At 71.1% G+C, this 20080-nt stretch carries 21 protein-coding genes; 7 read left to right on the top strand and 14 right to left on the bottom strand.

Annotation, left to right across the window (positions count from 1 at the left end; translation table 11 throughout):
* From AB0B48_RS21380 to AB0B48_RS21355, 6 genes are all read right to left on the bottom strand, one after another.
* On the bottom strand, nt 1-616 hold a 616-nt coding region (locus AB0B48_RS21380), incomplete at its 3' end, for a cellulose-binding domain-containing protein (RefSeq protein ID WP_357204111.1).
* A 184-nt stretch (nt 617-800) separates the two neighbouring features.
* On the bottom strand, nt 801-1886 hold the full coding sequence (locus tag AB0B48_RS21375) for a hypothetical protein (protein WP_357204109.1): 1086 nt from the start codon (nt 1884-1886) through the stop codon (nt 801-803).
* Nucleotides 1887-1933: 47 nt separating this feature from the next.
* Nucleotides 1934-2386, bottom strand: a complete 453-nt coding sequence (locus AB0B48_RS21370) for an OsmC family protein (RefSeq protein WP_357204107.1) — start codon at nt 2384-2386, stop codon at nt 1934-1936.
* A gap of 25 nt (nt 2387-2411) precedes the next feature.
* Entirely contained in the window at nt 2412-4151 is a 1740-nt protein-coding gene (locus tag AB0B48_RS21365) for a multicopper oxidase family protein (RefSeq protein ID WP_357204105.1), read from the bottom strand.
* Nucleotides 4148-4600 (bottom strand): DUF6220 domain-containing protein, encoded by a 453-nt coding sequence (locus tag AB0B48_RS21360; RefSeq protein ID WP_357204103.1) that lies wholly within the window; start codon nt 4598-4600, stop codon nt 4148-4150. The genes AB0B48_RS21365 and AB0B48_RS21360 overlap by 4 nt, the downstream gene beginning before the upstream one ends.
* Before the next feature lie 10 nt (nt 4601-4610).
* The gene (locus AB0B48_RS21355) at nt 4611-5603 is read right to left on the bottom strand and encodes a carboxymuconolactone decarboxylase family protein (protein WP_357204101.1); all 993 of its coding nucleotides are present in this window, start codon (nt 5601-5603) and stop codon (nt 4611-4613) included.
* Between the two features lie 144 nt (nt 5604-5747).
* Here AB0B48_RS21355 and AB0B48_RS21350 point away from each other — a divergent pair, with 144 nt between their 5' ends.
* The 3 genes from AB0B48_RS21350 to AB0B48_RS21340 all read left to right on the top strand — a co-directional run bounded on the left by AB0B48_RS21350 (nt 5748) and on the right by AB0B48_RS21340 (nt 8358).
* Entirely contained in the window at nt 5748-6878 is a 1131-nt protein-coding gene (locus AB0B48_RS21350) for a sensor histidine kinase (protein ID WP_357204099.1), read from the top strand.
* Nucleotides 6875-7537, top strand: coding sequence for a response regulator transcription factor (locus AB0B48_RS21345; RefSeq protein WP_357204097.1), 663 nt, complete (start codon nt 6875-6877; stop codon nt 7535-7537). Before AB0B48_RS21350 ends, AB0B48_RS21345 begins: the two co-directional genes overlap by 4 nt.
* A gap of 107 nt (nt 7538-7644) precedes the next feature.
* Entirely contained in the window at nt 7645-8358 is a 714-nt protein-coding gene (locus AB0B48_RS21340) for a hypothetical protein (protein WP_357204095.1), read from the top strand.
* 12 nt (nt 8359-8370) lie between these two features.
* On the opposite strand, the gene AB0B48_RS21335 is transcribed toward AB0B48_RS21340, so the two are convergent.
* The 3 genes from AB0B48_RS21335 to AB0B48_RS21325 all read right to left on the bottom strand — a co-directional run bounded on the left by AB0B48_RS21335 (nt 8371) and on the right by AB0B48_RS21325 (nt 13273).
* Nucleotides 8371-9108 carry a class I SAM-dependent methyltransferase gene (locus AB0B48_RS21335; protein ID WP_357204093.1) on the bottom strand — a complete coding sequence of 246 codons (738 nt, stop codon included), beginning with the start codon at nt 9106-9108 and terminating at the stop codon, nt 8371-8373.
* A 330-nt stretch (nt 9109-9438) separates the two neighbouring features.
* Nucleotides 9439-9963 carry a YfbM family protein gene (locus AB0B48_RS21330; RefSeq protein ID WP_357204115.1) on the bottom strand — a complete coding sequence of 175 codons (525 nt, stop codon included), beginning with the start codon at nt 9961-9963 and terminating at the stop codon, nt 9439-9441.
* A gap of 313 nt (nt 9964-10276) precedes the next feature.
* On the bottom strand, nt 10277-13273 hold the full coding sequence (locus AB0B48_RS21325) for a glycoside hydrolase family 95 protein (RefSeq protein WP_357204091.1): 2997 nt from the start codon (nt 13271-13273) through the stop codon (nt 10277-10279).
* Nucleotides 13274-13696: 423 nt separating this feature from the next.
* Between AB0B48_RS21325 and AB0B48_RS21320 the strand changes: the two genes are divergently transcribed.
* Nucleotides 13697-14719, top strand: a complete 1023-nt coding sequence (locus AB0B48_RS21320) for a hypothetical protein (protein ID WP_357204089.1) — start codon at nt 13697-13699, stop codon at nt 14717-14719.
* On the opposite strand, the gene AB0B48_RS21315 is transcribed toward AB0B48_RS21320, so the two are convergent.
* Nucleotides 14674-15516, bottom strand: a complete 843-nt coding sequence (locus tag AB0B48_RS21315; protein WP_357204087.1) for a helix-turn-helix transcriptional regulator — start codon at nt 15514-15516, stop codon at nt 14674-14676. The genes AB0B48_RS21320 and AB0B48_RS21315 overlap by 46 nt on opposite strands.
* Nucleotides 15517-15637: 121 nt before the next feature.
* Here AB0B48_RS21315 and AB0B48_RS21310 point away from each other — a divergent pair, with 121 nt between their 5' ends.
* Both AB0B48_RS21310 and AB0B48_RS21305 read left to right on the top strand, forming a co-directional pair.
* Nucleotides 15638-15982, top strand: coding sequence for a DUF1330 domain-containing protein (locus tag AB0B48_RS21310; RefSeq protein ID WP_357204085.1), 345 nt, complete (start codon nt 15638-15640; stop codon nt 15980-15982).
* Nucleotides 15983-16073: 91 nt separating this feature from the next.
* Nucleotides 16074-16949 (top strand): alpha/beta hydrolase, encoded by an 876-nt coding sequence (locus tag AB0B48_RS21305; protein WP_357204084.1) that lies wholly within the window; start codon nt 16074-16076, stop codon nt 16947-16949.
* 7 nt (nt 16950-16956) lie between these two features.
* Here the strand turns inward: AB0B48_RS21305 and AB0B48_RS21300 are convergent, their stop codons facing one another.
* Nucleotides 16957-17187 (bottom strand): hypothetical protein, encoded by a 231-nt coding sequence (locus tag AB0B48_RS21300; RefSeq protein WP_357204082.1) that lies wholly within the window; start codon nt 17185-17187, stop codon nt 16957-16959.
* A 125-nt stretch (nt 17188-17312) separates the two neighbouring features.
* Between AB0B48_RS21300 and AB0B48_RS21295 the strand changes: the two genes are divergently transcribed.
* Nucleotides 17313-17708: a hypothetical protein gene (locus tag AB0B48_RS21295; RefSeq protein ID WP_357204080.1), complete on the top strand. Its 396-nt coding sequence runs from the start codon at nt 17313-17315 to the stop codon at nt 17706-17708.
* A 15-nt stretch (nt 17709-17723) separates the two neighbouring features.
* Here the strand turns inward: AB0B48_RS21295 and AB0B48_RS21290 are convergent, their stop codons facing one another.
* The 3 genes from AB0B48_RS21290 to AB0B48_RS21280 form a co-directional block, all read right to left on the bottom strand.
* On the bottom strand, nt 17724-18107 hold the full coding sequence (locus AB0B48_RS21290) for a hypothetical protein (RefSeq protein WP_357204113.1): 384 nt from the start codon (nt 18105-18107) through the stop codon (nt 17724-17726).
* 112 nt (nt 18108-18219) lie between these two features.
* Nucleotides 18220-19389, bottom strand: coding sequence for a hypothetical protein (locus AB0B48_RS21285; RefSeq protein WP_357204078.1), 1170 nt, complete (start codon nt 19387-19389; stop codon nt 18220-18222).
* Complete coding sequence (locus AB0B48_RS21280; RefSeq protein ID WP_357204076.1) at nt 19386-19901, bottom strand: SigE family RNA polymerase sigma factor; 516 nt, start codon at nt 19899-19901, stop codon at nt 19386-19388. The genes AB0B48_RS21285 and AB0B48_RS21280 overlap by 4 nt, the downstream gene beginning before the upstream one ends.
* Between the last annotated feature and the right edge of the window lie 179 nt (nt 19902-20080).

Genomic DNA, 20080 nt, shown 5'->3' with positions numbered 1-20080 from the left:
GGTGGGTGTCGCTGAAGGACTTCACCGTCGCCCCGTACAACGGCCAGCAGCTCGTCTGCGCCAGCGCGCCGGTCGACGACCACCGGTACGTCGACGGAAGGTCACAGGTCTGGGTGGGCGGCGGCGTGGTCGGCGGCGGGTCGGTCGGCGGCGGAGTCGTCGGGGGCGGAGTCGTCGGGGGCGGAGTAGTCGGCGTCGTGCCACCGGTGCAGGTGACACCGTTCAGGGCGAAGCTCGTCGGGGCGGGGTTGCTGCCCGTCCAGGACCCGTTGAACCCGAACGACACAGTGCCGTTGGCCGGGATCGCACCGTTGTAACTCACGTTCTTCGCGGTCACCGCCGACCCGCTCTGCGTCAGCGACGTGTTCCAGGCCTGCGTCACCGTCTGCCCGGCACCGTACGACCAGGTCAGCGTCCAGCTGCTTAGCGGGTCACCCAGGTTCGTGATCGCCACGTTGGCGCCGAAGCCGCCCTGCCACTGCGACGACACGGCGTAGTTCACCGAACAACCCTCAGCCGCAGCACCGGCCGGCAGCGCCGCGACAACTGTCGACGACAGCAGTAAGCCGACGCCGGCCGCAACCAGACCGACATTGGTGGCTCTGGATCTGACCATGTAGCACCCTCCTCGCGGGACGGCGGCCCATGCATTGGTGGTGGTCATTGCGTGGTGACCGGTTGTGAACGTTAACAGGCCGCGTCAGGTATGCTACGGGAGCGCTCCCATACCCTCAACAGCATCTATATTTCATTCTCGCCGATGGGGGTTGCCGATGCTGCCGGCCGGGCGGTGACCTTCCTCAGACGACGGTGAGGGTCACGACACCGAACTGGTTGCTCCGCTGTACGTAGTGCGGCAGATAGAGCTTCCACGTCACGGTCAGCTCGCGCCCGGCCCGCATCGAGGCGGGCACCTCGGCGACCATTTCGAACACGGCAGTGCCGCCAGCGGGGATCTGCGGTAGGGCGCGGCAGTTCAGCCGGTAGAGCTGGGCCGAATTCACCGCGTCGTTCGTCGCGTCGCCGAGAGAGAACCGTTCCATCAGGTAGGCCGGGCAAGGGTCCAACGCGAGGGGGCCGCCGGTCGGGTTGCCCAGCGTCACCCGGAAGGTGAGCCGCGACCCGGCGACGGCGGTCGTCGGCCCCTGCACAGCGACGGTGAGCTTCTCGAGCGGCGAGGACGGGGGCTTCGACACCGCCACCGGCTCGGTGAACCCGCTCGCGGACAGCGTCCCGCGTGCGCGGGGGTTGACCCCCTCCCCCTGTGGACAGCCCGGACGCTCGTCGGCGGTGACCGGTGCGCGCAGCCTGCCACCGTCGTGCGGCAGCTCGATCGCGAGCTCCAACGACCCCTTCACCGGCTGGCAGAACGGTCCGGACCAGTCCAGACGCAGGCTGGCGTTGCCGCCGGCCGGCACGACGACCACCCGGGTGCGGCCCTCCTCGTCGATGCCGTGGGTGTAGAGCATCGGGATCTCGCGACCGGCGGCGCGCATGGTCGTGGGCACCTCGCCCTGCAGGGTGCACTCGACAGTCGACGAGTTCCGCACGTCCACTTCGCCGATGAGCTTGCCGATGGCGGCGTCGAAGCCCCGAGGCGTCTCACCGCCGTTGCTGGGCCGCGTCCAGGTGGTGAGCCGACCGGTCAGCTGCTCCGCCCGGCACGGTTCGCTGCCGGTGGCCGGCGTTCTCGGCGCGGCAGGGCGACCGTTGAAGTCCTCGTCGGTGATCTTCAGGTCGGCCCAGGGCACGCTACCGTCGGCGAGCAACTCGGTGGGCACCGGCAGCGCGACCGTCGGGTCCGAGCGACCCGGCTGGGCGTTCGGGTCGGCACACGCCACCCCCACGGTGAGGACGATCAGCAGTGGCACCAGTAGTCGACGCATCCCGCCACCCTCACACGAACGAGCCCTACGGGCCTGAGTAGCAGTGCTCAGCGCCGATCAGTCTCCGATGGCCCCGGGCCCTCGGCGATCGCGACCGGAGTGCCGAGCTCGACGGTACGGGAGACCGTGCACAACCGATCGTGCGACTGCTGCAACGACCGGGGCAGCGCCGCACGGGCCGCGTCGCCCTCCGCGCCCTCCGGGAACCTCACCGTGAACTCGACCCGCAGGTTGCGCATCCGGTTTCCGCCGGCCTCGTCCCGGATCTTGTCACCGGTCACGGCGACGGCGAACTCGGTCGGCTCGGCACGGCGACTGGTGATGTGGTCCACGTCCACGGCGGCGCAACCGCCGATGGCGGTCAGCAGCAACTCCACCGGCGTGAAACTGCCGTCCTCGCCAGTGCCCAGCGACACCGACCCACCACGGGAGTTCCGCACGACGTAGTTGCCCAGGCTGGTGCGCTCGATCGCCACCGAACGGAAGGTGTCCTCAGTCATGACAGAAAACTACAGGCCTCGGCGATCACGAGTACGTGAGATGCAGCGTCATCCCGGCATCGGCGTGCGCCAGGTTGTGGCAGTGGTTGGCCCACATCCCCGGGTTGTCGGCCCGGAACGCCACCTCCCACACCTCGCCCGGACGGACGTCGAACGAGTCCAGCCACAGCGGGCTTCCGGTCGCTGGTCGACCATCGCGGGCCAGCACCAGGACGTGGTGGCCGTGCAGGTGCCACGGATGCACGGTCTGCGACCGGCTGACGATCGTGAACCGTACGACGTCACCCAGGCGTACGACCTGCGGTGAGATGTCCGGATCGGCCGCGCCGTTGACGGTGTGGGCGTACCGCGGTAGCAGTCCGCGCAGGTCGAGTCCGCGATCGAGGACGAGGGTGAACGCCTTGTCGAACCGGGACCACTGCGCCGGGGCGGTCGCGCCGTAGCCGAGTGGATCCAGCACCGGCCAGGCGCCGGTCGCCGTCGACACCGGGCCGGTCGAGTAGACGGTCCGTCCGTCGACGACCAGTGCCACCGGGGTCGCCGGCGCGTCGAAGACCAGGTCGTAGCGGCCCCCGGCCGGGATCAGCACGGCGGTGTCCGCCAGCGGCGTCGGGCCGCGCAGGTCGACGCCGTCGACCGCGGCCACCCGGAACGCGGTCCCGGCCAGGGCGTACCGGTGCGTCGTGCTGTCGGTGTTGATCAGCCGCAACCGCACCGGCACGCCGGCCTCGACCTTCTCCACTTTCGCCGCGGGCAACGGACGGCCCGCCAGGGTGTGCACCGGCACTGTGACGTCGAGGCCGGTCACCGGGCCCGGTCGCACCACCAGCACCCCGTAGAGACCCATCCGCACGCCGACATCGGAGGCCGAGTGCGTGTGGTACCAGTACGTTCCGGCCTGGTCGGCGCGGAACCGGTAGACGAACTCCTGCCCGGGCCGCACCGCCGCCTGGGTCACACCGGGTACCCCGTCCTGATCGTTGGGCACGTCGTACCCGTGCCAGTGCACTGTGACGCCGCGCTCGATGTTCCGGTTGCGCAGCGTCACCTCCAGGACGTCGCCGACGGTGGCGGTCAACTCCGGTCCGGGGACCTGCCCGTTGAAGGCCCACGCCGCGACGTTCCGTCCGGCCGCGTCCACGGTGGCGGTTGCGGCGGTCAGTGTGAACCGCCGGGTGGGTTCGTCGGCGATGCGGGCCGCCGGAGAGGCATGTTCATGCGGTACGGCGGGCGCGGCGCCCGGGGTGACGGTCAGCCCGGTTCCGGTCAGCAGGGCCGCGACCGCCACCACGAGGGCCGTCCGGGACACCGTCCGGGACGGGCGCGCACCGAGCGCACGCGCCGAGATCACCGTGGCCGCCACTACCCCGGCGACCGCCAGCAGCCCCGCCCCGGCCGACGCCGGATAGCCGTGCAGGACCGTCACGAGCAGGGCGCTGCTCGTGGCGTACCCGGCGAAGAGGAGCGGGACCGCGACGGCCCGGATGTCGCCCGGGGCCCGCAGCAACCGCGGACCGGCGACGCCCACCGCCGCGAGCGACAGCGGGGCCGCGATGAGGACCTTCTCCGCCGCGAACCACCAGCCGGCCCGGGCGAGGGCGGTGATCGTGAGCGCGCGGGCGAGCGTGGCGAGCAGCGCGACGGCCGCTAGTCCCAGTGCGAGCGGGCGACGACGGGCGGCGGACGCGGCGCCAGCCCCCAGCCAGGCGGCGACCGCGAGGACCGCGATCACGAGGTCGGCCACGAGCAGCGACCCGGTGGTCACGCCGGTTCTCCTTCCCGGGTGACCAGCCGAGCCGTGCCGGCGGGGACCGGGACGGCGAGCTGTCGCGCCGCCCGATGGACGCCGACCACGACGTGCACCGCGATGATCCCGTTGAGCGCGTGCAACCCACCGATGGTCAGGCCGAGCGGGGTGCTGACACCCGACGCGTCGGTGGACGCCTCCGCCAACATGGCGATGAGTGGCTGGAGGGCGACGAGGCCGATCGGGAGGACCGCCAGTCCGATGATCTTTCCGGGTGCCTTCGCCAGCGCGGCGAACAGGGCGGTGAGCAGCGTGAGAAGCGGGATCACCGCCATGCCGTTGACGCTGTGCAGCGCGTACGCGTCGTCGCCGGCGGGTCTGGTGAACCCACCCACGGCGGCGAGGACGAACTGCACGGCGAACGCGACGAGCAGCAGTGCGCTGATGATGACGAGAGCCTTGCGCATGGGTTGCCTCCTAGAGGTGCGCCGAGGCGAGGGCCTGGGCGACGTGATCGGTGGCCGTGATCGCCCCGTACGCGACCAACCGCACGAGGTCGGCGTCGGCGGGGTGGGAGAGCCGCCAGAGAGCGACGTCACCCGGGCTGATCGCGCCGGGCGCGAACGCCGCCAGCAACGCGATCCGCGTCCCGACGCGGTCCGCGCCCGGCACGTCCCGGACCAGGTCGACGGCCCAGTCCGCGGGCCGCGCCGGGAACTGCCCGTCCTCCCAGCGCACCGTGGCCGTGACGGTCTGGCGCGCCACCGCGCCCAGCAGGTCGCCACCCCGGGTGGCGGCGTTCCGCAGCGACGCGTAGGCGACACCCACCGGGCTGTCCCCCGCCCAGGCGGGAGGTGATGCCGTCGGGTCGACGTCGAGCAGCGAAAGGCTCAGGCCGGGCTCCTTCGACTCCCGGGCCGCCCTGGCGTAGAGCCGGCCCCCGACCGAGCGCACCAGCGGGGAACGTTGCAGGCCGCCGGGGAGCAGATCGGGGTCGAGCAACGCGGAGACCACCCGGTTGATGAAGTGGAAGGCGAGCAGGGTGCCGGTGATCTCCGGGCCGTGGGTGCTGGTCCAGTCGGCGGATCTGGGGTTGCGGCTCGCCTGCGCCCAGCCGACGAGCGCGGTGTACCTCGGCTCGGCGGGCGTCTCGCCCCGGGCGACGGTCTCCGCCAGCTTCGGTGCGCCCAGCGCGTGCAGCAACAGCACGTGGGCGTCGACGCAGAACTGACACCGGTTGGCCCGGGAGACCGAAGCCGCGACGAGTTCGCGGTCGACCCGGGGCGCGTCCCCGGCGAGCAGCGCCTCCCGCATCAGAGCCCAGGTCGCGGCCAGCACCTCCGGCACGGCCGAGAGCGCCTGGAAGGTCGGCAACGGCCCGAGGAAGTCGTCGCGCAACTGTTGGTAGACGGCTGCGGTGCGGCCGGTGGCCGCCCTCGTCGGTGTGGGGGCGAAGAAGCGGTATGTCATGGGCTCGATGCTTGTTCCGGCGGGCCGGGAAAGCGTCGTGCCGTCGCAGACACTTGCCGCGCCGCTCATACCGCGTCCGTGGTACGCCGCAGCTACCACGCGCGCGGGATGCTCCACCGACGACGGCCGTTCTACAGTGCGACCATGCGCCGCGACCTCCCGTACGCCCTCGGCGGTCTCGCCCTCGGCGTCCTCCTGCTCGGCAACGCCGTGCTCACCCCGGACGCCGCGCCGGTCGAGGTGCTCGACGTCGCCCTGGTCCTCGCCACCGTGGTGGCCCTGGCGGCGTGCCGGCGATACCCGGTGGTGGCGCTGGGCGTGGTCACCGTCGCCATGCTGGCCGTTCACGTCCGGGTGCATCCCGGGGTGTCCGCCGCGTTCCCCGTCCTCTGCGCGGTCTACGTCAGCGCCTGGCAGGGACACCGGTTGGCCGCCGCCGTGGCTAGCCTCGTCTTCCTCGGTAGCTTCCTGGCCAGCGACATCTCGATGGCGCCGGCCGGCCGACCAGGCCAACTGGTCGCCGAACGGACGGCCCTGCTGCTCGGCTGGTTCGTGGCGGCCAACGTCGCCGGCCTCGTCGCGCGTCAGCGCCGGGCGTACCTGGAGCAGGTCGAGCAGCGGGCCGTCGAGGCCGAACGCACCCGCGAGGAGATGGCGTTGCGCCGCGCCGGGGAGGAGCGCCTGCGCATCGCCCGCGACCTGCACGACTCCCTGACCCACAGCATCTCCGTGATCAAGGTGCAGGCGGGGATCGCCGTGCACCTGGCCCGCAAACACGGCGAGGAGCCGTCGGCCACGCTGCTGGCGATCCAGGAGGCCAGCGGTGCCGCGATGCGGGAACTCCGCACGACCCTCGACGTCCTCCGCGCACCGACCGACGGCGATCGGGTCGGGCTGGCCCGGGTGGACGAGCTGGCCGAGCGGACCCGGGCGGTCGGCGTACCGGTGCAGGTGACCGTCACCGGCCAGCGCGGCGACCTGCCCGACGAGGTCGACCAGGCCGGGTACCGGGTCATCCAGGAGGCGCTCACCAACGTGGCCCGCCACGCCGGGCCCGCGACCGCGCACATTCAGGTGGAGTACGCCCCGGCGGGGCTGACCGTCGCGGTCAGCGACGACGGTCGGGCGTCGCCGACCGAGCCGCTGACCCCGGGCGTGGGCCTGCGCGGCATGCGGGAGCGGGTCAGCGCCCTGGGCGGCACACTGCGGACCGCCGCGCACGACGACCACGGGTTCACCGTACGGGCCACCTTCCCGCTGCGGGAGTCGGAATGATCCGGGTGCTGCTCGCCGACGACCAGGCGCTGATGCGAGCCGGCTTCCGGGCACTGCTCGACGCCGAGGACCACCTGGAGGTCGTCGGCGAGGCAACCGACGGCGCCTCGGCCGTCCACCTGTCCCGGAGTCTGCGCCCGGACGTCGTCCTGATGGACGTGCAGATGCCGGGCCTCGACGGCATCGAGGCCACCCGGCGCATCGCCGCCGATCCCGACCTGGCCGCGATCCGCGTTCTCATCCTCACCAACTACGGGCTCGACTCCTATGTGTTCGCCGCGCTCCGCGCGGGCGCCAGCGGCTTCCTCCTCAAGGACGCCGACCCCGCCGACCTGCTGCACGCCGTCACCGTCGTGGCGCGCGGTGACGCGCTGCTCGCACCGACGGTCACCCGCACACTGATCAGTGAGTTCGTGGCCGGACCGCCGCCGGCCGTGCCGACCGCCGGACGCGACGTGCTGACTGCCCGGGAGCAGGAGATCGTCGAACTGGTCGCCCGTGGGCTGACCAACGACGAGATCGCCGCGCGCATGGTGATCAGTCCGCTGACCGCCAAGACACACGTCAACCGGGCGATGACGAAGCTGCACTGCCGCGACCGGGCCCAGTTGGTCGTGTGGGCGTACGAGTCGGGGCTGATCACGCCGCGTCGGCGGTGATCGCCGTCTTCGAGAGCCGAGTCGATCAACCCCCCTTCGGAACATGAGGGAGGGTCGACGCACTAGCATTGCCGCCGTCCGCGACGGCTCTGCTGAATCGAGGCGACATGCGTTGGCTCCGTCGATTGCTGGGCGGTAGGCGAGTCCAGCTCGACCCGGGACGCCAGCAGGCGCTGCTGCACGACGTCCAGTCCCGGTACGGCCCCCACGCGCGGGTCCGGTTCAACGAGCAGGTCGACGCGCTCACCGGTTCGCTCGACAGTGACGACGGCCTGGTGGTGGCGACCCGGATCGTGAGTCAGGTCGCCGACGAGGCCCACGTGGACCTTCAGGCCCAGGCGCAGGAGATCCACCGGCGGACGGGCCGACGGCTGCTGGTGCACCGCCGTAACTACCGGCCGCTGTGGAAGGAGGCGGGCCCGGCCCTGCGCTGGCCGCTGTTCGCGTTGCCGTGTGGCTTCCACCCGTACGCGCAGGTGGCCGCCGCGGTCACCGTGGTCGGCAGCCGGGCGCCCCGGCTCGACCGGGTGACCGACCCGAACCCGGTGGTGACCCGCGTGTTCGAGGTGCTCGACCTGACCACCTCCGGCTGGGAGTACGGCCGGGTGCGGGTGGACACCGACGCCGCCACTTTGGCCGATCGGCTGATCGTCAGCGCCGGGCAGGTCCTCGCGGCCATGGACGACCCGCCGCGACTGCCACCCGCGGTCCGGGAGCTGATGCGTCGCAACAACACCGTCGCCGTGCACGATCCGGCCGGTCCTCGGGCGGTCGGCGGGATCAACCTGGGCGCGCGGATGCGGGAGGAGTTCCTGGTCTGAGCGCCGTCGGCGCTACTGATCGGGGCGCCGACGGGCGAGATGGACGATGAGGTCGGCGCGGAGCTCGACGGTCTCGGGCAGAACCTGTTCGATCTGGGCGAAGACCTGCTCCTGCGTGGAGGTCGACAGCTCGAGGTACGCCGAGATCGTCGACAGGTGCCCGACGTAGTCGCGCACACTCATCGTCAGCCGACGCGCGATCACGGTCTGCTGCACATCGGTGAACCACTCGGACCGTTGGAGCTCGGTGCCCGGCCACTGCATGGCCTGCTCCGGGGGCGTGCCGTCGGGCGAGGGAATCTCGTCGCTCTCCAGGAAGGGTGCCCGGGCGGCGCGGACAGCGTCCGCCACCGCCGGGTCGACCAGCTGGGTGGGTCCACCGAACGAGGCGAACACGCCGCCGGGTTCCAGCAGCGCGGCCATCCGCGACCACCGCCCCTGCGGTGTCGTCCAGTGCAGGGCCGCCGCCGCGTAGACCAGGTGGTACGTCGCGCCGGGCCGCAGGTCCTCGAACGCGGCCCGCACGGTGTGAACGCCCGCTGGCACGTGCTTGCGCAGCTCGGCGAGCATGGCCCGGTCCGGCTCGGTCGCGGTGACAGTGACGCCCGCGGCGGCGAACAGCCGGGTCGCCTTGCCCGTGCCAGCGCCGATCTCCAGGGCCGTTCGAACGGGCCGGCCCGCGTACGTCAGCACCAGGTCGACAAGTTCGGCGGGGTACCCCGGTCGGTACTGTTCGTATTGTCTGGCCACCGATCCAAAGCTCAGTGCGCGAGCAGGCATGCCGCCAATCCTGTCACCACTCGCGTCGGTGACGCCCGATCTTTCCCGCGAACGGGTCGGCTGCGTGCCGGCGTGACGACAACTGCGCGCAACCGCTTGCCGGTCCGCCGAACACCGCTCGACCATGGGCGGATGGGGCCGGAGCGTCGGGTGATCGTCGGAGGCGGCCCGCGAGTTGCGGTTGTCCGACCAGAGCCGGGAACTGCACCGGTTGACGGGCACACCCGTGCACACGATGAACCCGATGAACCCGATTCTGTCGGGACACCTCGCCCGGCGCTCCGATGGCTGAACCGCCGCTCAGTCGAGCCAGCAGATCACCGCGGCGCCATCCCTGGCGGCCGCACCGAAGAAGCGTTGGACGTCGGGCAGGTAATGGGCCACCCACCCAAGTTGTCCGGGTCGGTCCCAGGTTCCGGGGTAGATGTCGACCCGGACCAACTCCTGTGGGTCGACGCCCCGGATGAGGTCGTCCTGGGTGAGCTCGGCCAGGCGCGCGGCCGCCGTCGCGACGTCGACCGGTGTCAGATAGGAGGGCGGCCCGTAGCCCCAGTCGTCTTCGAGGTTCTCCAGGAAGTCGAACATCTCCTCGCTGTCGGGCTCGACGTCGGGCAGCTCCACGAACCGCTCCGCGCCCGAGACCAGCGGAATCTCGAAGCCCAGCCGATCGAGGAGGAACTCGAACCCGTCCCAGGCCTTGTCGATGCCGACCCAGCGTTCAGAGTTGTCGTTCCGTTGCGTCATCGCGAGGTCATAGGCCCAGCCGAGGTCTGTCCTCGCCCGCTCCAGTTCGTCGGGCGAAACGCGCAGCCAGTTGCCGTTCATACTCACCGCGGCAGCCTAAGTACCGGCTACGACAATTCCCGGACAGCGCCGACGTTCCCGCAGCCATGTTCCACCAGGTCGGGGTCGGCTCTCGCGGAACGTGTCGGGGGATGGGCCGCACGGGCCGCGACAAGAAACGACAACTCGTTGCCGAGGCACGGCCACACCGAACACCATCGACGCGCACCCATCTGTCGACGTCGTCGTGCTCCCGCGCCGGGCGCAGCGCCGACCGCCGACCGCCGACGGCGACCGGGCCCGTCCCCAGGTGGGACGGGCCCGGTCGTGCTCCCCCGAGCAGGATTCGTTGCCGTCAGCCCCCGATCGCGATGGCGAAGATGTGCATGGTCGGCACGTTCGTCGCGGGACGGGCGCTGATGTTCGGCAACACGACCGAGGCCACCGCCTTGCTCTGCAACGCCACACCGACGTAGTAGACGCAGGCGGCGGTGTTCTGACGGCCGTTGTTGGGCCGGTTCTGGTACGCGGACACGATGGCCGCGGTGCCCCCGGAGTGCGGCCCGCCGTACCAGTCCGGCGAGCTCAACGTGAACGTCTGGCGGGTGCCGTCGGCGTAGACCACGGTGCCGGTCCCCGACACCGCTCCGTAGGTGCCGGTCAGCAGGAAGCCGAGCGTGCTGCCGGTGCCGGTCACGCTGATGGTCTGGCCCGAGGCGATGGCGTTGTCGGCGGCCCCGGAGCTGACGTTGGGCCAGCGGAAGTTGACTCCGTTGCGGCTCACCGTGCCCCCCGGGCTCGCACCAGCCTGCGCGAGGGCCTGCGCGGAGAGCGAGGCCCCACCGCCGTCGAAGTTCCCGACGTTGGTGTTGCTGTCGCTGGTGATGCCGACGTTGCTGAAGCTCTGCTCCAGCGTCGGAGTGGCGGCCCCGGAACTGGTGACCCGGTAGGTGCGCCCGGCCTGCACGGTGACCTCGATCAGGTCGGACTCGATCCGGGTGGTCCGGGCCGCCGTACCGTCGGCGGTGTCGACCACGGTGACGGTGCCGGTCAGGATCCGGGAGCGCAGGCGGACGGTGCCGGCCCGGTCCGGTCGGACGAGGATCTCGGTGGCCAGGCCGCTCGCCCAGGTGATGCCGACCGTGTGCCCGCCCCGACCGCGTAGACCGGTCACCCGCCCGCTCGGCCAGGCCGGCGGCAGCGCGGGCAGGACGTGCAGCTCGCCGGTGTGGCTCTGCAACAGCATCTCGGCGATGCCGGCTGTGGCGCCGAAGTTGCCGTCGATCTGGAACGGCGGGTGCAGGTCGAACATGTTGGGCGCGAGTCGCGCGGTGGTGGCGAGGTAGCGGATCAGGTCGTGGGCCCGCTTGCCCTCCTCCATCCGCGCCCAGAAGTTGATTTTCCAGGCCAGCGACCAGCCAGTGCCGTCGTCGCCGCGCAGCGCCAGGGTCCGCCGGGCGGCCTCGAACAGCTGTGGCGTGCCGCGCTTGGTGATCTGGTTGCTGGGGGCCAGCCCGTACAGGTGCGAGATGTGCCGGTGGTTGGGCTCGGTCTCCACCCAGTCGTACAGCCACTCCATGATGTTGCCGCGCGAGCCGACCTTCATCGGGGGAAGCCGGTCCCGGGTGGCACGCACCTGGGCCCGGAAGGTGCTGTCCACGTCGAGGATCTCGCTCGCCCGGGCGACGCCGTCGAACAGGTCCCGCAGGATCTGGTTGTCCATGGTGGGGCCCGCGCAGACGCTGGCGTTCGAGTGGTGACTCAGCTCCGGTGAGTTCGACGGGTTCGTCACCAGGTAACCGAGGGTCGGCTCGGTCACCAGGGTGTTGAGGAAGAACTGCGCGGCGCCCTTCATGGCCGGGTAGTTCGTCCGCAGGAACTCGATGTCGCCGTTGAACAGGTAGTGGTCCCAGATCAACGTGGACAGCCAGGCGCCGCCGGTCTGCCACATGCCCCAGAACGCGCCGTCCACCACCGCGGTGGCCCGCCACGCGTCCGTGTTGTGGTGGGTGACCCAGCCGCCGGCCCCGTACTGCACCTGGGCGGTCCGTGCTCCGGCGACGGCAAGATCTCTGACCATGTCGAAGACCGGGTTGTGGCACTCGGCCAGGTTCGTGGTGTTGGCCGGCCAGTAGTTCATCGGCAGGTTGGCGTTGATCGTGTACTTCGAGTCCCAGGATGGGGTCAGCGAGTCGTTCCAGATGCCCTGGAGGTTCGCCGGTTGGGTGCCGGGCCGCGAGGACGAGATCAGCAGGTACCTGCCGAACTGGAACAGCAGCACCGAGAACTGCGGGTCGTTGACGCTGTTGTGCTGGGCGATCCGGACGTCCGTTGTCTGGTCGGCTGCCGACGTGCGGCCCAGATCCAGGCTGACCCGGTTGAACAGCGCCTGGTAGTCGGCCACGTGCCGGCTGCGCAACTGGTCGTAGCTGCTGGCCCGCGCGCTGGTGAGCCGCTGCCGGGCGATGCCCTGGTAGTCGCCGCCGACGTTGCGGTAGTTGACGTAGCTGGACCCGATGGAGATCAGCAGGACCACGCTGTTGGCGTTCGTCACCCGCAGGGTGCCGCCGGAACTGGACACACTGCCGCCGCTGATCGTCGCGTTGGCGAGGGCGAGGAAACGGACCTGGCCGGTGACGCCCTCCATGTTTCCGGATACGCCGTCGAGGCCGATGGTGGTGCCGTCGGGGCTGGACACCGACGTCCGCTGCGGGCTGTCGAAGGTGGCGGTGAAGCTGATCGAGCCGGTCCGGTCGGCGGTCAGTCGCATGGCGATGACCTGATCCGGCGCGCTCGCGAACACCTCCCGTTGGTGGCGAACGCCGTTGAGCACGTACGACGTCGTCACGGTGGCGGTGGTGAGGTCGAGCGTCCGGTCGTACTGTGACGCTCCGCTGGCGGAACCGAACGCGAGCCGCAGGTTGCCGACGGTCTGGTAGGCGAGCTGACCACCGGGGTTGCCCATCATGGTCTGGTTGATCAGATCCTGGGCCTGGGTCCACTGGTTCGCGTTGACCAGCCGCCGGATCTCCGGCAGCGCCGCCGCGCCTCGGGTGTTGCTGGGGTCGTGCGGCCCACCGGCCCAGACGGTGTCCTCGTTGAGCTGGAGCCGCTCGGTGTCGACGTTGCCGAAGACCATCGCGCCGAGCCGGCCGTTGCCGATCGGCAGCGCCCGCAGCCAGTCGGTGCCGGCGCCCTCGTCGTACCAGAGCGCCATGTCCCCGGCGGCCAACACCTGCGGCGGGGCCGCCGCGTCGGCCTTGGCCACCGCGGTCCAGGGCACCGGCAGGAGAGCACCACCCGCGCCGGCTGCGCCGACCTTGAGGGCCTGCCGTCGGGTCAGGTCTGACATCGATCCTCCAAACGGTGGCCAGTCCGGCCACCCCGAAGCGTGACAACTATGGGACTCGACATGGGGATCCGCTTGGTGGGGCCAACCGGGACCCTGCCTGAGCAGGCCGACGCCGGGCCTTGGCGCGCCAGACATCTGATGTGTTTCGGGAAGGTTACTCCGGGGGCACAGAATAGGCAACGGTCGATCGATCGATGGATACGGTGACCATCTGGCCGGTCAGCAAGACGCAAGGGCAGATGGGCAGCGTCGCGCAGACTCGGCACCGCGCAGCGATCCGCCAGAATCACGCCGACGAGCACTCACCTCGATGGACATACATCGGATGTACGCAGGCGGGCAGTCGAGCCAGCTCCCGTACGCAATCGGGTTGTCCTCTGCCGGCGCACGGGTGACCATGGGCGACATGGCGGGAGCTCGGGGGTGAGATCGCCTCTTCAAGGTGGGCTACCGCCCGGCAGCGCCGTGGTGGTCGGGGCCGTCGTGGAGATCGCCTGCGACGAGTCGGGATTCTCGGGTACGAACCTGCTGCACTCGACCGCCCCGGTGATCACGCACGCGAGCGTCGACCTGACCGTCGACGAGGCGGTCGGGCTCATCACCGCCCTGCGGTCCGGGTTCCGGTTCTCGCCGCACGAACTCAAGTCCGGCCGGTTCCTGCGCGGTTCGGGTGCGCAGGAGGCACTGGAGTGGTTTCTGGCGGCGCTGGCCGGCCGCGCGCACGTCCACCTCATCGACAAGGAGTTCTTCCTCGTCACCCGGATCGTGGACTTCCTGCTGACCGAGCCGTCGTACGCGGCGGGCACCCACCTGGCTCGCGAGCACCATCCGGCGGCTCTCGCCCTGCACGAGGCCGGACGCGCGACCGGAGGCGACTGGGGCACCTTCCTGTCGGCGTTCGTCGATCTGGTCCGGATGAAGCGGCGACTTCCGGTCGATCAGACCGTGCAGCGGTTCTTCCAGGCCCGGGACGCGCTGCGGCGACACGGCCTCGGCACGGTGGCCGACGCCGTCCTCGACGGGCTCGACCCGAGCCACGTTCGGGCCGTGGTGGCCAGGCTCGACGTCGACGACCGCACGGTCCCTCCCCCACTGGAACCGCTGCTTCCGGCGCTGGCGGAGACGGTCCTGTCCTGGAGCCGCGGCCAGCGGCAGGTGCTGGTGACCCACGACGAGCAGAGCGCCCTGACGGCCGACCGCCTTACCCGCCTCCAGCGGGTGTTGGCCGACGGCTACGCGTCGGCGGCCGGCGCCGACCGGGCCGGGGCGTTACCGAACGGAGTGTCGCCCCTGGCAGGGCTGGTGATGGTCGACTCCCGCGACGATCCGCGCGTGCAGGTAGCGGATCTCCTCGCCGGAGTGGCCCGGCGGATGCCCGGCATCATCGACGACACGCTCCGTCAGCCGCCGCCCGCTCCCCCAGGGGGACGGGCAGCCGAGTCATGATCGGCACGGGCCCGGAGGGTCTGCGTGGTCGCCGAGTCAGCGGGAAAGAACGCCTCGACGGCCAACCCGGCGACTGTGACCTCCCGCGGCGTACCGAAGAGGGTCGTGGTGCTGACGAAGGACAACTCCTGGTCACGGTGCCGGTAGCGCAGCGGGACGAGAACACGTGAGAGGGCATCGCCTGGCGGTGTCGTCTCGACGTCGCCACCGGGGTAGCCGCGAAGCTCCTCGTACAGGTCGTACAGGATCGGGTCGTTGGTTGTCGTCGCCTGCTGGTGCAGCCGTTTCAGCAGGTGGGCGCGCCACTCGGGCAGGTTGACGATGCGCGGTGCCAGACCGTCGGGGTGCAGGCTGAGGCGCAGCACGTTGATCGGTGGAGTGAGCAGGTGGGGCTGCGCGTCCATGGTGAACAGGGCGACGGCGGGGTTGGCGTCGACGAGGTGCCAGTGCTGGTCGACGAGCAGCGCGGGGTACGGGCTGTGACCATCGAGGATCCGCCGTACGGCGGCGCGAACCGGTGTCAGCTCGGGGTCGCCCAGTTCGTGGCGCGGGAAGGCGGGCGCGTAACCGCCGGCGAGCAGCATCGTGTTGCGCTCGGCCAGCGGCATCTCCAGGTGTTCGGCCAGCCGCAGGATGAGGTCGGGGCTCGGCCGGGACCGCCCGGTCTCGACGAAGCTCAGGTGCCGGGCCGACACTCCCGCCTCGATCGACAGGTCGAGCTGGCTCATTCCGCGAGTCCGGCGCCAGTCGCGCAGCAGCTCCCCCACTGGTCGCCCGTGCCGGGTCGAGATCGTCACGCACCGACAGTAATTCCGCACCGACGGCCGAGCCATTACCTGCGAGGTAATCGACAGCCCACCACGACACCGGAAGAATCGACTCCCACCTCAGAAAACACAACGCGGAGGACGGACATCCATGACCGCGTACGCGCTCGCACACCTCCGGAAGGCACCCGTCCACGCCGAGGTGCTGACCTACCTGGAGCGCATCGACGCCACCCTCGCGCCTTTCGCGGGCCGGTTCATCGTCCACGGCGGCACCGTCGACGTCCTGGAGGGCGACTGGCCCGGCGACGTGGTCGTCATCGAGTTTCCCGACCTGAGCCAGGCCCGCTCCTGGTACCGGTCCAGCGCCTATCAGGAGATCAAGCCCCTGCGGACGAGGCACCTCACCGGCGAGGTGATTCTCGTCGACGGAGTCGAGCCGGGCCACGACTCGTCGCGGATGGCCGCGGCCATTCGCCGCGCCACCGATCGGTAGCACCCGACGCGCGAGCGCCGTCCCGAAGAACCCGACGGCTCGCCGCCCGCAAGGCACCCCGACACAGGTCAGCCGTCCGTAGTCTCATCAAATGCAGGACATCCAGACGCACACCCTGGCCATTCCCGGCGTCGACCTGGTCTACGACGTCCGCGGCCCGCTACCTCCCACCGGCGCCCATCGTGCGCTGCTCCTGATCGGCCAACCGATGGCGGCCGAGGGCTTCACCGCGCTCGCCCCGCACTTCACGGACCGCACCGTCCTCACCTACGATCCGCGTGGTCTGGGCCGCAGCGTCCGCACTGACGGTCGCTCCGACCACACGCCGCAGCAGCAGGCCGCCGACCTGCACGCGCTCCTTCAGGCACTCGAGGTCGGTCCGGTCGACGTGTTCGCCAGCAGCGGCGGCGCGGTGACCGCACTCGAACTGGTCGCCACCCACCCCGACGACATCGCCACCCTGGTGGCGCACGAACCGCCGATCAACGCCGTGCTCCCCGACGCCACGGCCGCCGAGCGCGCCCGCGCCGACTTCTACGAGGCGTACCAGGCGAAGGGCCCGGGTGCGGGAATGGCCGCGTTCATCGCCATGACGTCCTGGCAGGGCGAGTTCACCGACGCCTACTTCGCCCAGCCCGCTCCCGACCCGGCGACGTTCGGGATGACCGACGACGACGACGGCCGCCGCGACGATCCGCTGCTGTCGCAGAACTCGTGGGCGATCACCGACTACCGTCCCGACGCGACTGTGCTCACCGCCGCGCCCACCCGGATCGTGGTCGCCGTCGGTGAGGAGTCGGCCGGAACGTACACCGCTCGCACCGCCCTGGGCCTCGCGGCGCTGCTCGGCCAGGAGGCCGTGGTGTTCCCGAGCCACCACGGCGGGTTCCTCGGCGGCGAGTTCGGCTACGCGGGCAAGCCGGAGGAGTTCGCCGAGCGTCTGCGGGAGGTGCTGGACGCCGGCTGACCTCTGCTCAACCGGTCGCCTCGGAGTAGACCTCGACGTCGTAGAGCAGCTGCACATCGCGGCGGCCGTTGGTGACGCCGACGAAGACCGGATCACCGCACGGGGTGCGGCCCTGACGCCACACCTGTTCCCGGGCCGCCTCCCGCGACTCGTGATGGGTTTTGCCCTGCTGATGCAGTTGCACCACCCGACGGGCGGTGCCCCGGTCGGTGCCGAGGTGGATTCGCAGGAGAGGCACGCCGGGACCTCCTTGCTCGACGCTGAATCTCGTGCGGCTGGCCGACCAGCCGTATCGTGAGACGCGGGGGCGACGATCCGCCGTCTTCGATTAAACGCCACCCGCTGCGGTCGAGGAGGGCATTTATGACTGGTCTGGCGACCGTCGGCGCACTCGTGGGTGTCCTGCTCGTCGGTCTCGTGATCCTCATCCGTAAGCCGGCCAACACCCGCTCGGTGCTCAGATGGTCGGCCCTGGCGATCACTGTGCTGGTGGCCGCCGTGCTGGTGCCCTTCACCGTGGACGACTCGGGCGCGGCGGCCGGCTATCTGCTCGGCGTCCCCGTTGTCGCGGCGTTGCTGCCCGTCCTCGCGCAGCAGACCGGGCGGCTGACCATCGTCGCCGACCTGGTGGCCGCGCTCGTGCTCACCGGATGGGGTCTGCTGCTCGGGCTGGGCATCGGTGTCGCGTTCCTACCAGCGGTGATACTCCTCATCGCCAGCGCCGCGGGCAGCTGGGCGCCGCGACCGTCCACCACGTGACCCGGTGACCCGCTGTCAGCCGTCCGGGGTGAACAGCCCCTGTACGCCGACGACGATCGCGATGAGGCCGAAGATCACGAGCAACAGCCGGACACCGGTAGCACCGTCCGACCGCTCGTCGCGCGGCGTCGACCGCCCGGTCAACCGGCCCCACAGCAGGGCGAGCCCCACACCGATCCCCACCACCTCGAAGTGGAACACCCGGGGCCCGGACACCAGGTGGACGATCAGGTAGTAACCGCCGGTCACCAACGCCACGAGGCCGACCACCCACGCGATCGGGGCGGCCCGACCGGCGAGGCGGCCCAGGTCGTCGCCGACCCGCGGCGGCAGCCGCAGCACCGCCACGGCGAGCAGGAAGCCACCGACGATGTTGGCGAGGTCGAGCAGCAGAGCCATAATCACGGGAAGTCTCCGTCGATCGGGTGATCAGCCGGTGGGAGCGTACCCACGGAACCGGTCGGTTGAAACGGTCCGGACGGCACGCCCCCCAGGCTGAGCCGATCAACCCTCAGCGTGTGCACCGCCACACCAGCGGCCGATACGCCTCGTTCTCGTAGACGGCCCCGACCACCGTCAGGCCGTCGCCGCTGATCCCCTCGGCCGTGTACGTGCCCGCCTCGGTCGCCCGGACCTCCGGTCGACCCGGCAACCGGCGGGAGGTGCCGTCCGGCGCCACGACCAGCGGCGCACCGTCGGCGACCAGCACGTCACCACTGCCGGCGATGCCGCTCGCCCCCGGGAAGGGCAACAGGCTCACCGCCCCGGTGGCGAGGTTCCACCGCACCGGCAGCATCTGCACGGCGCCGCTGCGTTGGTCGCCGGGAACCATGCCGATCGCCCATTCGCCCTGCGCCGACTCGACCGACGCACGCGGATACCCGTCGGGCACCGCCAACGTCGCCCCGACGCCCTGCGGCGTCCACCGGTAGGGCCGATCGTTGACGGTGCCGACGATAGTGCCGTCCTCGGTGATCCCGGTCGCGGACGACCCACGCTGGCCGACCAGCCGGTGCTGCTGGGGGTGGTCCGTCGACCACAGCACAGCCTGGTGCGAGTCGTCGGACCTGCGGGCGGTGCCGACGATGTCGCCACGACCGTTGACGGCGTGCACGAGCACCGCGTCGTAGCCGGGCGGCGTGGCCAGGAAACGCAGCTTCCCGTCCCGGTACAGCCAGCCGGTGCCGTCTCCGTTGGTGCCCACCACATAGCCACGGGTGTTGACCGCGGCCGCGTGCCGCGCGGTCGCCGGCAGGACGACCGGACGGCCGTCGGTCCACAGCACGACCCGTCCGTCCTCCTGCCCGGTGCCGATGTCGCCGACGATGTGCCGTCCGGTGGGATCGACGCTGTTGGCCACCGCGACCGAACCCTTGACCGGCTGCGGCAACCACGACGCCTGGCAGGTGATCGGCGGGTGCGGGGCGATCGACCCGGTGTTCTCGGGCGTCACCGCGAGCGCGGGCGGGGTCGGAGCCGGCGGACCGGTGGTCGCACCGACCTGGACGGCACCCACGACACCGACCCCGGCCAGCACCGTCAGCGCGGCGATCCCGCCGACTCGGCGACGCCGTCGGCGCCGCCGACCGTCGCGGACCGCCCGGCTCAGGTCGACCCGAGGCTCCGGCACCGGCGCCGCCCGCAGCAGCTCGGCGATCCGCTGCTCGTCCACCGTTGTCATCTCGGACTCCTCACTGACATCTCGGTCACGTCGAGCACCTGGCGGACGGCCGCCAACGCCCGAGCCGTCTGCGACTTCACGTTGCCTTCCGAGCAGCCCATCGCGGCGGCCGTGTCGGTCAACGACAGGTCGCACAGGAACCGCAGGACCAGCACGGTGCGCTGGCCGCGCGGGAGGCGGGCGAGCGCGGCGAGCAGGTTGTCCCGCTCGGCCAGGTCGTCGTGCGGCGTCACCGGCGAGCGCTCCGGCTCCGGCACCGACCCCAGCAGGCGAACCTTCGCCCAGTTCAACCGCTTCTCATCGACGAGCTTGTGCACCAGCATCCGGTGTACGTACGCGTCGACGTTGTCGGCCCGGCTGACCCGGCGCCAGTTCACGTAAAGCGCCGTGACCGTCTGCTGCACCACGTCGTCGGCCAGATGGGCGTCGCCGCACATCAGGAACGCGGTCCGATGCAGGCTCGGCAGTCGCGCGGAGACGTACTCCACGAACTCACCCTCGGCTTCCACCATCGAGGCTCCCTCCTCCGCATGCTCGACGGGACCGGACGGTCATCAGGTTGCGTCCCCGTCGAAGAACGCTCGGAAGCCCTACCGCTCGGCCGGGCCCCGGACCCCGCCCGCCCCCACCCGCACGGGTCAGCGAGCCGCCGCGCCGGCGCAGGGAGGGGGGGGGAGTGCTGCGGGGGGCG

The sequence above is a fragment of the Micromonospora sp. NPDC049089 genome (assembly GCF_040648775.1).
Classification (GTDB): domain Bacteria; phylum Actinomycetota; class Actinomycetes; order Mycobacteriales; family Micromonosporaceae; genus Micromonospora.
This window is presented reverse-complemented; position numbering and strand designations above follow the sequence as displayed.

What these genes read in the sequence shown, in the direction of transcription:
- AB0B48_RS21375 (WP_357204109.1), bottom strand. Translation starts at nt 1,886, where the DNA reads ATGCGTCGACTACTGGTGCCACTGCTGATCGTCCTCACCGTGGGGGTG.
- AB0B48_RS21370 (WP_357204107.1), bottom strand. Translation starts at nt 2,386, where the DNA reads ATGACTGAGGACACCTTCCGTTCGGTGGCGATCGAGCGCACCAGCCTG.
- AB0B48_RS21360 (WP_357204103.1), bottom strand. Translation starts at nt 4,600, where the DNA reads ATGCGCAAGGCTCTCGTCATCATCAGCGCACTGCTGCTCGTCGCGTTC.
- AB0B48_RS21355 (WP_357204101.1), bottom strand. Translation starts at nt 5,603, where the DNA reads ATGACATACCGCTTCTTCGCCCCCACACCGACGAGGGCGGCCACCGGC.
- AB0B48_RS21350 (WP_357204099.1), top strand. Translation starts at nt 5,748, where the DNA reads ATGCGCCGCGACCTCCCGTACGCCCTCGGCGGTCTCGCCCTCGGCGTC.
- AB0B48_RS21345 (WP_357204097.1), top strand. Translation starts at nt 6,875, where the DNA reads ATGATCCGGGTGCTGCTCGCCGACGACCAGGCGCTGATGCGAGCCGGC.
- AB0B48_RS21340 (WP_357204095.1), top strand. Translation starts at nt 7,645, where the DNA reads ATGCGTTGGCTCCGTCGATTGCTGGGCGGTAGGCGAGTCCAGCTCGAC.
- AB0B48_RS21330 (WP_357204115.1), bottom strand. Translation starts at nt 9,963, where the DNA reads ATGAACGGCAACTGGCTGCGCGTTTCGCCCGACGAACTGGAGCGGGCG.
- AB0B48_RS21325 (WP_357204091.1), bottom strand. Translation starts at nt 13,273, where the DNA reads ATGTCAGACCTGACCCGACGGCAGGCCCTCAAGGTCGGCGCAGCCGGC.
- AB0B48_RS21310 (WP_357204085.1), top strand. Translation starts at nt 15,638, where the DNA reads ATGACCGCGTACGCGCTCGCACACCTCCGGAAGGCACCCGTCCACGCC.
- AB0B48_RS21305 (WP_357204084.1), top strand. Translation starts at nt 16,074, where the DNA reads ATGCAGGACATCCAGACGCACACCCTGGCCATTCCCGGCGTCGACCTG.
- AB0B48_RS21295 (WP_357204080.1), top strand. Translation starts at nt 17,313, where the DNA reads ATGACTGGTCTGGCGACCGTCGGCGCACTCGTGGGTGTCCTGCTCGTC.
- AB0B48_RS21290 (WP_357204113.1), bottom strand. Translation starts at nt 18,107, where the DNA reads ATGGCTCTGCTGCTCGACCTCGCCAACATCGTCGGTGGCTTCCTGCTC.
- AB0B48_RS21285 (WP_357204078.1), bottom strand. Translation starts at nt 19,389, where the DNA reads ATGACAACGGTGGACGAGCAGCGGATCGCCGAGCTGCTGCGGGCGGCG.
- AB0B48_RS21280 (WP_357204076.1), bottom strand. Translation starts at nt 19,901, where the DNA reads ATGGTGGAAGCCGAGGGTGAGTTCGTGGAGTACGTCTCCGCGCGACTG.